Origin of the sequence: Mesorhizobium sp. IMUNJ 23232, assembly GCF_044326205.1 — a bacterium.
In the GTDB taxonomy this organism is placed as follows: domain Bacteria; phylum Pseudomonadota; class Alphaproteobacteria; order Rhizobiales; family Rhizobiaceae; genus Kumtagia.
Window position 1 is genome coordinate 126,395 of the sequence record NZ_JBIRCY010000012.1, and the last position, 13,433, is coordinate 139,827.

At 57.4% G+C, this 13,433-nt stretch carries 9 protein-coding genes and 1 tRNA gene; 4 read left to right on the forward strand and 6 right to left on the reverse strand.

The genetic code is table 11. The features are described from left to right. The first annotated feature begins 145 nt into the window (after positions 1–145). Both ACH196_RS11725 and ACH196_RS11730 read left to right on the forward strand, forming a co-directional pair. A tRNA-Arg gene (locus ACH196_RS11725) sits at positions 146–222 on the forward strand. A gap of 95 nt (positions 223–317) precedes the next feature. Further along, on the forward strand, positions 318–2,102 hold the full coding sequence (locus ACH196_RS11730; protein WP_396647072.1) for a site-specific integrase: 1,785 nt from the start codon (positions 318–320) through the stop codon (positions 2,100–2,102). A 367-nt stretch (positions 2,103–2,469) separates the two neighbouring features. Here ACH196_RS11730 and ACH196_RS11735 read toward each other — a convergent pair whose 3' ends face one another. The 4 genes from ACH196_RS11735 to ACH196_RS11750 form a co-directional block, all read right to left on the reverse strand. Next, positions 2,470–4,188 carry a recombinase family protein gene (locus tag ACH196_RS11735; protein ID WP_396647073.1) on the reverse strand — a complete coding sequence of 573 codons (1,719 nt, stop codon included), beginning with the start codon at positions 4,186–4,188 and terminating at the stop codon, positions 2,470–2,472. Next, entirely contained in the window at positions 4,185–4,733 is a 549-nt protein-coding gene (locus ACH196_RS11740; RefSeq protein ID WP_396647074.1) for a DUF2924 domain-containing protein, read from the reverse strand. The genes ACH196_RS11735 and ACH196_RS11740 overlap by 4 nt, the downstream gene beginning before the upstream one ends. 5 nt (positions 4,734–4,738) lie before the next feature. Then, positions 4,739–5,209 (reverse strand): DUF3489 domain-containing protein, encoded by a 471-nt coding sequence (locus ACH196_RS11745; protein ID WP_396647075.1) that lies wholly within the window; start codon positions 5,207–5,209, stop codon positions 4,739–4,741. A 358-nt stretch (positions 5,210–5,567) separates the two neighbouring features. Further along, positions 5,568–7,571 carry an ATP-binding protein gene (locus ACH196_RS11750; protein ID WP_396647076.1) on the reverse strand — a complete coding sequence of 668 codons (2,004 nt, stop codon included), beginning with the start codon at positions 7,569–7,571 and terminating at the stop codon, positions 5,568–5,570. A gap of 84 nt (positions 7,572–7,655) precedes the next feature. Here ACH196_RS11750 and ACH196_RS11755 point away from each other — a divergent pair, with 84 nt between their 5' ends. Both ACH196_RS11755 and ACH196_RS11760 read left to right on the forward strand, forming a co-directional pair. After that, positions 7,656–8,546: a restriction endonuclease gene (locus ACH196_RS11755; RefSeq protein WP_396647077.1), complete on the forward strand. Its 891-nt coding sequence runs from the start codon at positions 7,656–7,658 to the stop codon at positions 8,544–8,546. Positions 8,547–8,553: 7 nt separating this feature from the next. After that, entirely contained in the window at positions 8,554–9,738 is a 1,185-nt protein-coding gene (locus ACH196_RS11760) for a hypothetical protein (protein ID WP_396647078.1), read from the forward strand. Positions 9,739–9,797: 59 nt separating this feature from the next. Here the strand turns inward: ACH196_RS11760 and ACH196_RS11765 are convergent, their stop codons facing one another. Next, the gene (locus ACH196_RS11765; RefSeq protein WP_396647079.1) at positions 9,798–11,459 is read right to left on the reverse strand and encodes a DUF6119 family protein; all 1,662 of its coding nucleotides are present in this window, start codon (positions 11,457–11,459) and stop codon (positions 9,798–9,800) included. Positions 11,460–11,991: 532 nt separating this feature from the next. Beyond that, positions 11,992–13,095 (reverse strand): DUF4365 domain-containing protein, encoded by a 1,104-nt coding sequence (locus ACH196_RS11770; protein WP_396647080.1) that lies wholly within the window; start codon positions 13,093–13,095, stop codon positions 11,992–11,994. Between the last annotated feature and the right edge of the window lie 338 nt (positions 13,096–13,433).

Below are 13,433 nucleotides of genomic sequence, written 5' to 3' on the forward strand. Positions count from 1 at the left end.
CTCCAACGACCTGGATTGACGAGGCGCGCGCCGTCAACTTGGCCACCAAGCCTGCAATATGGTCGTTGAAGCCGCTCACGGCTTCAGATAAGAAGCGGTGGCCGAGTCCTGCACTTTCGGGTCCGGCCGGAAGCCTTGTCGGCTTGCACCCGTAGCTCAGCTGGATAGAGCGCTGCCCTCCGAAGGCAGAGGTCACAGGTTCGAATCCTGTCGGGTGCGCCACTCTTCAGGCAACTGCTTGAAATCACAAAAGCTGTTGAATTTCCATTAGCTTACGTCTGATTGCATGCTACACTCGCGTGCTACGGAGAGGCTAGATGGGCCTGATGAAATACGTTCAACGCCGAGCGAACCGGCTGGAGTTTCGATTTCCCCTCCCTGACGACATTGCCGGCCGCCCCTATCCAAATCCGTGGCCAGATGCAGCCGCGTGGATTGTCAACGCGAAAACTGGCCGGTTCAAAACTGAGCTTATCAAGTCGCTTTCCACAAATGATCGGCGTGCGGCGGAGAGAGCGGCGTTGCCATTGATCGAACAGGCCCATCGCATGGTGGACCTTGCGCGAAAGGCGATGACGGATGGTCCGCCATCTGGACTGACGAACCAGTTGATCGATGAACTGGTCGCGGAGCGCCAACGACAAATCTTGGCGGCGGACGAACATACGCGGGCATTGGGTGCTGGCCTCGATCTGTTTTCCGAACGGGACGACCAGCACGACGGAATGGGGATGACCACGGATGACATGGCGATTTATCGTCGAGTGATCACCTATCTCGATGATGTCACCCGCGATGAGGCAGCCACCATGCGTGGGGGCGAAGCGCTGAACCTCGCGATCAATGCAGCCGTATCTGCCCGCGGCATCGTACCCCATCCCAATGACCCAGCTTGGAGAAAACTCGAACTGGGCTTCATTCGCGCTCAGCGGCAAGCGGTGAATGCGATCAAGGCACGATTGGACGGAGAGATCATCAATACCCCTCCGCGTGCGAAGCCAGGTGCTGGAGATACGTTGACTGTGGCAGCGCGACGCTGGGCGGAAGGCGGCGGCAGGGCAGCGAAACGTCCAAGAGAAAACTCGGCCGCCGAAGCGACGCGCGCCGTCCAGCGATTTGTCGAGCTGCATGGCGACCTCGAATTGGGCTCAATCACTAAGGCGCATGCGCGTGCGTATCGGGATGCGATTGCAAGGGTGCCAAAGCGTATCCCTCACCGGCTAGCAAGAATGCGATTGCCCGAATTGCTGAAGCAAGACCTGAAGGGATACGAGCCGCGCAACGCACAAACCGTCAACAAATACCTCAACCTGGTCTCCGGCATTCTCGCCAAGGCCGAAAAGGACGGGTACTTCGAGCATCTTGGCCAGTGGTCGAACCCATTTCGTGTCGGCTTCGACATCTCGAACATGGAACGCGACACCTATGAGCCGTTTTCGGTCGACGAGCTCAACGCCCTCTTCGCCTCACCGGTCTACAAGATGGGGTCTCGCCCAAAGGCGGGACAGGGTGAAGCAGCGTTTTGGCTTCCGTTCTTGGCAATCTTCACCGGCGCGCGCAGAACTGAGCTATTGCAGCTCAAAGTCGGCGACATCCGATCGACTAACGGACTGTGGTTCATTGATTTCAATGACGAGGGCGCCGATCAAAATCTAAAGAACCTGTCGTCGGCTCGCTCGGTACCGATTCACGCGGCGATCCAGCGCGCTGGCTTCCTCGATTATGTGACGGGCCGCGCCGAAGCCATTGCTCCAGGCATGCCTTTGTGGCCCGGATTCGAACCGCCGGTCGGTCCCAAAGCCAAGGCTTGGACAAAGTGGTTTGGCCGCTACCTGTCAACCTACGTGGTCGATAATCGGTCGAAGACATTTCACTCGTTCCGCCACACGTTTAAGCGGGCCTGCCGCGAGGCAGGGATCAGCGAAGAAATCCATCATGCGTTCACCGGCCATAGCGGCGGCGGGGTCGGGCGTAGCTACGGTCGCGTTCGGCGGAGCGATGGCATCCTCGATCGTGGCGTTTCGCTTGAGAGATTGAAGCAGGAGATCGATCGCGTTGAGTATGTGGGGTTGAAGTTACCGGCGAAGAACTCTCGTTCTTGAGGCATGGTACCCGCAAAGCCGACCAGTGTTTTGGCTTAATCTTGCAACTCGTGGCACTTCGCCGATTATGTCACGAGAGGGAACATGAGCAGGCGTTAGCGACGAATGGGGTCGCGGGTTCGAGTCACGCAAGCGGCACCACTCAGTCTTCCCATTGCTCCGCATTCTCTTCTACCTCGGAATAGCCAAGCGATTACAGTGGCTTAGAAGTCTCTCGCGCAGCACTTTGTCGACAGAGACGCAATAAATGGCCTGATTTGGAGGCGTTTGGCGCCGCTGTCTCTTTCGGGGCAGGTCCACGTCCACAAGTTTGCAGGAATGATGGTCCTTGCATCCTGGACGATGCAGAAGTCGACGGCGCCGAGGCTCAGAAGCCGAGCCGCTGCCGCTGGTCTTGCCAGCCGTTGGGAAATTCCTCAGTGCGCGCAAGTAGCCGCGCCGTGAGAGGCACTGGCTGACGGCCGGCGAAGATGTCGTCGACGATCGACGGAGCCAAGAAGGCAAGGGGCAACAGCCTGCCGACGTCCGATCGGTCCAGCCCTGCTGATCGGGCGAGATCGCCGATGCCTTGATTCGATCCATCGGTGAGTTTGGCAAACAAGCGATTCGCGGTGACGATCAGATCGATCAGGTTTTGGTCGGGCTCGCGGCTCGTGGAGCCCGGCAGCACGATGCGTGCCTCATTGCCGCGGCGCCGAACGGTAATCGGGATGCTCTCGGATATCGATCCGGGTGCTCCACCGGTCGGAGTGTCGGTTGTGCTGCAGGCGGGCAGCAGCGTGTCGATGATCGCCGCAGCGTCGGTCTCGAAGTGGATGGCGTCTGAGGTCAGCCTGATCTTTGGGAAAGCCTGGCGGAGCAGATCGCCGCGATCATTGGCGTGATGGTCGCCATCGCCGAATCGCTTGCGCAGAAGTTCTGCCGCCGCTTCGACGGCTTCCTGTGCCCTCTCCGAGCGTCGATGGGAGGTTGCCCATTCTGCAATGCGCGGATGATCGCTGATCAGCGACCGGTAATGCTGGATAACTGCCGCTTCGATTTCTGCCGCTGGGAACCGCCATCCGCTGGGATCACGTTGCTTCGTCTTCACCAGTCGGTTGGAAACGTAATAGCGATAGCGCTTGCCATGATTGGCAGTCGAGGTCGGCGTCAGCCGATCACCCGTTTCGTCGAACAGAATGCCGGTCAGCAGATGAATATCCGGCGTCGATGATTGAGAGCGCCGGTCTGGTGCTAGCGATCTAAGCAGGCGCTGCGTCGCATCGAATGCTGCGACATCAATGAGGGCTGCATGTTCGCCATCGTGAACTTGACCCTTGTGCCGGGCCTTGCCGATGTAAACCGGATTGGAAAGCACGTGATAAAGCTGCCCGTAGCGGTAGTGCCCGGCAGACCTCGCAGTGGCGCTTGAGTCATTTTGTGGGACGGCTGCATCTTTCGCAATCGGTCCCTCGCCTCGATTCAGTTCCCTCACTAAGGCCGGCACCGATTTGAGTTCGAGATATCGGTTGAAGATCATCCTGACCGTGCCAGCTTCTTGATCGTTGATCAGCAGCTTCTTGCCTTCGATCCGGTAGCCGAAGGGAACACGGCCTCCCATCCACATTCCCTTCCTGCGTGAGGCAGCGATCTTGTCGCGGATGCGTTCAGCCGTAACCTCCCGCTCGAACTGGGCGAAGGACAAAAGCACGTTGAGCGTCAGCCTGCCCATCGAGGTCGTCGTGTTGAACTGCTGGGTGACCGACACGAAGGAGGCGTTGCTGGCATCGAATATCTCGACGATCTTGGAAAAGTCCATCAACGATCGGGTTAGCCGGTCGATCTTGTAGACCACCACCACATCGACCTTGCGATCACGGATATCCTGCAGCAGCCGCTGCAGTGCCGGACGCTCCATCGTTCCGCCCGAGATGCCGCCATCATCATAGCGATCGGGCACCAGCTTCCAGCCGAGTCCGACCTGCGAGGCGATGAAGGCGACACAGGCTTCTCGCTGTGCGTCGAGCGAGTTGAACTCCTGATCAAGGCCCTCATCGGTAGATTTGCGGGTGTAGACCGCACAGCGCAGTTTTGCCACCGCACTCATAATCCGAAGAACCTCGGACCGGACCAGCGTGTGCCGGTGATGGCAAAGGCGATCGCGGTCAACGACGAGTAGAGCTTGCCGTCATAGACAAACCCGGGATCGATCACATCGACAACATGGGCACGGCCATTCCAGTCGCGGATCAGCCGAGCACCTTGCGAGAGGCGGCGACGAGGTTTTCCGGCACCGGCAATTCTCGCCTTTGAGGCGTCAGTTTTAGCAGGAGCGGACGCCGATGCATCAACGGCAATAGGAGCATCACCCACTTGCCCCGTCCGCCCCCTCACATCTAGCCTTGCCTGCTTCAACGTGGCCTTGCGATCGGCGTCGTCAATCAGCGACCTTAACTTCTGTCGTGTTCCCACCGAGAAGCCACCGAGCCGCTTGGCTTGCAAATGCCAGGACACGGCCCGCACCAACAACTCTCTGTGGAGGCCCTTGGGCGGCGGGTAGCTGTAGATCCGCTGCCATTCACCTGCGAGTTCCACTCTCGGGAGATCGCCAATTGCGGCGATCTCCCTCTCCAGACCATCGTGTGCGGCCATTGTCGTTATTGCGCCTTGGCCGGCATCTCGATCCGGTATCGGCGTGCCCCATCCTTGCCGACCTCGCTCGCCAGACCGAGACCGAGTTTTTTCCTCACGGTCCCGGACAGGAATCCACGCACCGAATGGGCCTGCCAGCCGGTCGCTTCCATGAGCGCCGTGACCGTAGCACCCTTGGCGCTCCGCAACTTCTTCAGAACAATCTCGGTCTTGGAGGCGCCAGAGACTGGCTTGGCCGCGGCAGCCGATGCGTCCACCTTGCCATCGGTCCGATGCTCGGTCGCTTCTTCGCCAATGGTGGGCGTGGCTGCAATCGGCTTCTGGGCGGAAGCAGGCTTCTTCCGATCCGGCCCCGCAACTATGCCGCCACCAGGCAGTTCAGCGGCAGGGACCGGCGCCGCTTCTGCGCCGTTTGCAATGACCCCGCCGGTCATTGGGGGTATTGCGGCAGTGTTTTTCAGATCGACGATTTTCATTTTGCTCTCCGTCAGTCAGGGCCGGATCATTCCGGCGTCAGCACTGACGGAAGCCCGCTATCAGGCGGGCTGCGCGCCGGGTCGACCGCATAGCTGCGTCGTCGGGGTTCGTAACAGCAATGCTTGCCGCGGCGACGAAGTCCAGCCCGATGTGACGCGGTTGGAGGAACGGGGAAACATTCGCCTTCGCGCGGCGGGGTCGCGCCACCGTCGGTCAGTCAGTTGAAAATTTTGAATGGCGGCAACGGGGCCGTCACCCGACTGTCCGGTTCCGGCACGCATTGACAGGAAAGCTGCCGTCGACGCCCGGCCGCAAGCGACGAGAGTCCGCCGTTTTCGCAAATTAGCCAGCGCGAAATCACTCGCCCAGCAAAACTGAGAAGAACGCCTGGTTTCGCTTCTTGGCATTCTCAATCAGCGTGTCGTAGCCAAAAGCCTGAATGAAGATCTTTCCGTTGTCGTGATACTTATAAAAGACCTTCGGATTCTGGTGTGACTTGAAGTCGTGCGTGGTGAGAACTTTCACCATGCTGGGCGTGATATCAGCCACGATAAAGGCGAAGCGACGGATGACGCCCGAGAAGGAGAAATGCGAGCCGTCCGTCTTCGTTATCCCGCCTTTGGTGATCGCTTGCTCAAGCGTGTCGATAACCTGGAGAACTGGGTCAGCCTTCGGATTGCCGAACTGATAGTCATTGCGGCTCGGCTTCTTGAATTCCACAATCGTGAGGGTGGTTCCATCGTTGTCAGCGAGCACCATGCTGTCATCGAAAAAGGCGAGGTCTGCGACTTTGTCGCCCTTTTTCCTTCCGCCTCCATGCATCGTTCGATCGCTCGAAACGTAGGGAAGAAATGCAAGGGCGTCATCGATGAGCCAGAGATTGTGTTCGAAATAGTCGAGTGCCACGTTGTCCGTGAAGCGGCGAAAAATGAGCTCGTGGATTACATCTTCGGGCGATCTCTTGCCGTCATCTCCGAACTTACGTGCAGCCTCCACGAGCTCAATTACGCTCTTGCGGTGCAGCACGTATTCCGCCAGAGCCTCCTTCTTGTTGGCGTCTAGCTTAGTGACCAGATCTTCGATCTTTTTGTCGTAGTCGTCGGGATTGCTCGCGGCGTCCGCAATGGCACGGGTGAGGTCGGTCGTGGCACGAAAACGCTCGATCGCTAGGTCCGAGACGAACTCCTCTGCCGACCAATTATTGGGCTTGGCAGCGACATAGTCCGACACGGAGCGACCCTTCAAGCCAATGCGCAGAATCGGATTCTCGCGCAAGGCTTCGGTCAAATTGACAGACTGATCCGTTTTGATCTTTTCGATCTGAACCGTCTCGGTCTTCTGAATTACATTGCTAATCTCCGAAACGATATTCTCGACGGTTTTTGCCGAGAGGTTCAGCCCGGTCCGCGCGTCATTGAGCCTGGATTCAAAGGCCTGGCTTCGCACAACCGCTAGTACGATGTACCGTTTGTCGGCTTCGTCAGTGAAATGCGGTTGCCCGAGCTTATTTGTCAGGTCGCGCGCAGAGCCGACGATGCGATCCGCCGCAGAGAAAAGCATGCAGTGGTTCTTGAACGATTTGGTCTTTGGTATCTTCGTTGTCGCGTAGTGGAGCGTCTCGGTCTGACCGTCGATTTCGCACTGGATGTCACCAAAATCGGACTGGACGAACAAAGCCCCAAACAGGGTTTTGATGTTTTGTGGCTCCTTTCCATCGAACTGGATCGTAATGTCGGGCAGCCATCGATAGAGAAAATACGGGAGGAAGTGGCTGGCAATCGCATCGGCCACATCGTCGGAGTTCAGTTCTCTGACGAGGTCGTGCCAAGGCGACAACGGTTGATCGTACTCAACACGCACGCCTGTATGAGTGAACGGCGGCTCCTCGTTCAGCAGAGAGAACTCACGGCTCTGGTTCACGTCGAAGCGAAATGAACGCGCGTATGGATTCTTGAAAAACTCGTAGCGGCTCCAGTAGACGGAGCGTGCAAAAACCTTGAAGGCGATGAACCGGCCAAAGCCGCGACCATGCTCTTTGAGCTTATAGCCGGAGAACGGTGTCTTGAACGACCGGTAGTTCTCGTCCGTCAACCCTACACCGTTGTCTGTCACCGAAATGCGAAGCTGCGCTGGATCATTCGGCTTGCTGAAGTGAAGCTGAATGTCGCCACGCGAACCGGCCTCAGCACCGAATTTGGCTTCAATTCCGTGCATCGCATTTGAGACGGCTTCAAAAGTCGGCAGCAAAAAATCGCGCAGATTGGTCGCTAGGTGGGTGCGCGACAGCACCGCTCCCATATCGGGCTTCACCAGCTCATCGGTGCTCGCCGCTTCCGTGGACGGGGGTGTCTTGGTTTCCATGATATACTAGATTCTACTCGTGTCAGCGCCGACTACACAAGTTGCAAAGAACCGAGATTTTGGGACACAACGATGCCGTTGACAATGAAAGAGGCGACCGCAGCTACCGAAATCGCCGATCTGCTCTACAACTTCCTGCCAGGCAGCGGAAACGGGCGCACCGCCTTCCCACTCGCGGCGCAAGAAGCCGGTGTTGGCGATTACTGGCAGACTGGCAGCAAGCTGCCCTCACCGGTGCAGCTTCTCTCCGCCACTCTCGAGCATCGGCGGAATCGCTTTTGCCCGCTCATCAGTGCCATCGTGCGTCAGTCCATGACATGGCGTCGCGGCCGCAACGAGCCTTTGACCCGAGAAGAGATCGAGCAGCTGAATGCTCTGTTGCTTGGCGTTTCTTTCCGCATTCCAGAGCTGACCGACGAATCGTTTCTCGGCATGCTCCCGCGTCGCGATCCGCCGCCCGTCAAGCCGGCGTCCAGTGGACCGGATGATGCTCAGCTCACCGCGCTGTCAGCGCAACTGATCGAAATCAGCAAACTTGCTCCCCAACCACGCGGCTTCGCGTACGAGAAATTCCTGAAAGACCTGTTCGAGGCCTATCAGCTTGCGCCGAGGGGATCGTTTCGCCTGATCGGCGAGCAAATCGATGGAAGCTTTCAACACCAAGCCGAAACCTACCTCCTCGAAGCCAAGTGGCAGAATGGCTATTCCGGTGTTACCGAACTGGATGCATTTTCGGGCAAGGTCACGCGCAATGCCAAGTGGGCGCGCGGGCTTTTCATCAGTAATACAGGTTTCAGCCCGGACGGCCTGACGGCGTTTGGAAAGGCGCCGACATCCATCGTGTGCATGGATGGCCTCGATCTCCATGAAACGCTTTCGCGCAAACTCTCACTTACAGATGTGATCGCGCGTAAGTCCGCCGCGCGGCCGAAACGGGCGGACCGTTCGTTCGCGTGCGAGACCTGTTTTAGATAGCTCCACCATGCGCAACGATCTGCCCCCCGAGTTAGAGAAAGTCCGAGAAAAAGCATGGCGGGCGATTGGCCCCGTTAAGCCGGTGGACGATGCCACTCAGGCCGAGCAGCAGTTTCTTTTCAATGCGAAGCGGACCAACGCGGGCCGCAAGCTCCCACCCCAACATCTCGTCTACCTCGCGCTCGTTGAACTCCTTGGATTTCGCGATCTCGGCCGATTTGAAAAACTCGCGTGGTCGATCCCAGTCGACTTTAATGGATGCGCATTCCTAATCGAGCACCGCAAGTTCGGCGTTGGCGTCTTTGCCGCCGACCCTGAGAAGGAGGAGGGCGATGCTCGAACGATCGTCACCCACGTCCACAAGTTGGTCAAAGCGGCCAAGCCGTTCTTTGATTGGCTAGCAGCCAAAGCCGTCGAAGACTCCGCCGTCAACGTAACCAACAAGAGTGCGTCGCTATTCGACCGGCTCGAATTTTTGCGAGCGTCTTATCGCGCGAAGGCCGATCAAGCCATCGCGCAGAAGGACGAGCGCTCGGTGACAGAGGGCATCAACAGCAGCGGTGGCAGTTGGCAGTCGATATCGTATCCAGCGTATCGCCTGAAAGCTGAGGCTCGTTGGCTCGGTCTATCAGCGATCGAAGCATTCTTTAGCTGGACTGAGCATGTGCTGATTCATGTCGGCATCCTGCGCGGCACGCTGATAACAGCCGATGCGGTGGCACAGTCTGCGGAAGCCGATTGGCCAACCAAATTCAAACTTGTCTTTGATCTCGCCGATCCGCATTCAAAGGCACTTTATGACGATCTGCTGATCGTTCGCAAAGAGCTGCGAAATTTCGTAGCGCATGGCTCATTCGGCAAGCAAGGCGAGGCTTTCGATTTCCACTCATCAGCAGGCCCGGTGCCGGTGCTACTGCCCGATAGGCTTGGAGGCCGTGGATTCGCATTCGGACAAATCAGCTCCTTCGAAATCGAGAATTCGCTGGTAACGATTGACCGGTTCATTGCCCATCTATGGGACGGGCCTCGCGCGCCCGCCAAGATTTACGTTCAGGACTATGAACTGCCGCTCATCATGACGATGGCGAGAGATGGCAGTTACGCAAAGGCCATGGCCTCCATTGAGGAGATGACTGTCTTCGCAGGATACTTGGCCGGAGAAATGGACAACGCCGCCAACATGGATTGGTGAAGCCATACGCTTCGCAAAGACCACTCCGGGTGTCGGAGATGCCGGCCGGTCGGAGCCGGCTAGTCGTCTCCCTCGGCGGCCTCGCCGGCAGGCTTTTCGATCAGCTCAATAGCAATCGCGAGCCCGAACTGTTCAATGCGTTGCGCGGCAGCCTGCAGGCTAACCTTGCTAAAAAAGGGAAGGCCAACGGTTCCATCCGCATAGGGCTTCCGCATTACGCCGTAGACGACCTTGAATTTGGTTCGGTCGACGCGCTCCGTACTTTTCGGCAGTTGCGCTTCAAAGCCGTCGCCAAGACTCTTCACTTTTGATCGCAGCGTCTTGCGAAACTTCGCGTCGCTCACAAAGGCTTCGGCGCTGACCAGCCCTTGCATCCAGACATGACTAATTGGACCGGAGGATTCCCCGTCCTTGAGGTGAATGAATTCGCCATTCTTGGAGAGAAAGTCGCACGGCTCAAGATTGCCGTATCGCACTCCCTGGGGATTGATTTTTTGTTGATCGAGCTTGAGCAATTCCGGGCGGTTTGCCTCGATATCTGCGATCAGGTCCCGCTCGTTGGCGCACTCCGTCGCTCCAATGATCGCGACTTTTTCCAGCGAGTCGAAATAGTCCTCAACTAGCGTCTTGAAGCGCTTCTCGACGACGTACCAATCGCCTGCGAACAGCACATAGTGCTTTTCCTTGTCCCCGGCGCCGAGCGACGCCTCGAATACGAAGCAATCGTAGACCCTCCATTTCTCACTGAATTCTTCCTCGCCATCCCCCTTCGCCTTGATGCGATGATTGGCCTTCACCTCGGAGAAGTCATCGTCAAAATCGCAGCGATTCAGTTCCGCCACATAGTCGTCAATTGAAAGGCTGTGAAACGTGGTGCCGTGTGAACCAAATCCGTTGTAATGGAGCTCGTTCCCTTCGGTATAGTTGACGACTTCCGGGGGTGACATGTGGAGTTGAGAGGCTTGCCCATCTCTCAGCTTTCCCAACGCCTCTTCAAGTTGCCCGTCGAGCAGCGCGATAATGTCCTTCTCATGAACCATCTGCATGTTGTCGACCCATGCGAATTCCTTCTGGTAGTCGATCTTCTTGTACGCTTTGATTATGTCGGCACACTTTTGCCGGAGACCGTCTGCTTTGACCTCGGAGGTGATCGACAGACTATCTTTTCCCGCGACGAACCGAGCAAATTTCAAGTCGGTTGGCGTCCCGCCTGCAACCCGCGCTAAGTCGCGCAACATGTCCACGCCAAAGGCTTGCAGATCGCTATCACGGCTTGCCTGTACGCGTTTTTGAAATGTCACGGCGTCAGGCGTGGCAAGATCGAGCGTGCGAAGTTGACCTCTGGGAACGGTATTGAGCGTGACCTTCAATCCGAACTGGCGCTCAAATGCATCGTCGTTGAGGGCAATGTGGACATGCCCGAAGCAGATGGCGGCAGTTCGATCTCCGACTGGCAAGAAGACCACCGCTCCCGCGCCGCTTGCAAAAATGTCTGCTGGCAGGTCTGCACTCTGCGGGCTGAGAAATTCTACCCAAGATGGCGGGTTGGAATAAATCTGGCCGATAAAAAGTGATGCGCCTTCGACGCCGTTCCAAGGTCGCTGCGCAAGCGCCCGGTCGCTTCCTTGAGCAAAAGTGGGTGAGAATGCGTCGCCTATAGTTCGGCCTTCACGCAGTAAACGAATGTTGAGCGTACGTATACGCACCTTTTCTCCAGCCATTTTAGCTCCCTCAGCACATTATTATCAGAATCCGAAAGTTTCCTCCAGGTCTGACATGCGTCCCAGGGGTACTGGCCGGGCTCTATCTCACTTCGTTCGACTGGAACCTGCTTGGGCGGTTTCAGTCCCCGCGGGTGACGATCCCTGACGCAACGTAGGAAGGCTTTGACGGCACCCAACCTACGATGGTTTCCGATGTCGAACGTCGTTTGAACTTAATAGACGCAATCCCACGAGACGGTTTCAGGCACATATTGTTACCAATGACTGGAACGGACGTCGGCTTTCAGGGGCAACCGCGGCGGACCTAGACGACCGAAGTGGGGGCGCGTTGCCGTCGCAGCACGCCGCCACCTGAACGGCGGCTATCTCCGTCCCGCCGCCTATAAGCGGGAGGGCAGGAATCCACCCCATGATGGTCGGGGTCGTATAGATCATCGCCCGTCGAAGCGGTCATCCTCGGCCGCGCGGCCCGCATAGTGCCTACGTGACGCCTATCATGATAGGCCGGCACGACCGTATAGCCGGAACACTACGAGGAAGAGGCTTCCGGCGCCCGGGTTTCCGCCCACATCAGATTGTCGAGAAGAATCGAGTTCCCTCGCGTGGGATATTTTGTGAGAAGCCGGTATGACACGTCATCATCGTCTCGTAGCTGGAGTTTGCCGAAACGGGTTTGTGGTAACTTGCCGTCGCTAAAGCGCATGACGAGCTGATAGCCACTAAGGTCGGCGTAATGTTCACGCGCAGAGCAATACCACGCGACTTCCTCTACGTCGGCATCCCGAAAAGCGGATGGCAAATCCATCGCTCTCGCTTTCTCGGGCCAGCGATCGTAAAATGTCGCTAAGCCTTCCAGGCCGGCCCGCGAGTAGGAATCGTATCGCAGGACCAGGCGTAGGACCTGCTCCTGACTAAACATGTCGCCAAGGCGTTCGACGGTCGCAACGATCTGCGGGATTACCTGCGACGTTTGCCACAAGCCAGGGTTCGATCCCAGGCCGACCAGAAGCTCTATGATCTTCTCTGCCGTGCGGAGCCGATTGGGAGCTTCGATATCATCCAGCAGTGCAAGCACACCCCTGAATAACTTGATCTGCTGACCGTCACTGGCGGCAACGTCAGCCAGCTCCCTTAGAGCGAGCACCACAGCCGACGCGTGTTTGCCTGCGACGACATCGATAAGTTCATAGTCCAGGCCAGTTTTGAGCGTTTGATGAAGCGGTATATGGACGGTGATAGTTGCATTGTCGGGCGAAGACGCAAGGCGCTCTTCATGTTCCAGCGCCCAGGCCTGGAGCCAAAGCCACCAAGCAGAACGCGTCGTTACGTCCACATGCACCAGGATCACCGGCAACCGGAACTGCAGCGCGTAACTTAGGAATGATCGTTCGAGTACGACGTGGACCACCTGTCCGCGCACGTCGGCCGTCTCGGTCGCCTTGACCTGTAGTTTTAACAGCTTGCCAGCGGGGCGCTGTCCGTCGCCTTCGGCGGGCGCGTATTCCGCTTCAAGGTCGACCCCGTAGTCGAGATCCTGTAACCTACACATCCAATGGGGATGCGCATCCACCCGTTCACGAACCTGATTCTGGCCTTTGTCGCCTATTTTTTGCGAACGGGTTCGAGCTGGCACGGGGACCTTCAATCATGTGAGTTTGTCTCATCACTGATAGCGACGAACATGCATGCCGACCAGACGCGTCGCAGATCATGCCGAAACCCTGCTGCTCCAAATAGATCGTAAGAATTATAGCCGCAACGCCCGCAGCCTCAGTTCGAACGTCCGTTTTCGGGCAAGGCCAAAGTTAGCCCGAACGTCCAGAATAGGGCGCAAAACAGTCATTCACTGCACGAGGAACGAAATTCCCCCACACAGATCAAAACCTGTCGTTCCACCACGGCGCCGAATTGCTGCCTTAAGTTGGTCGTGTGCTCCCCGGTGTAATCCGGGGAGTTTTTTCTGCCAAATCT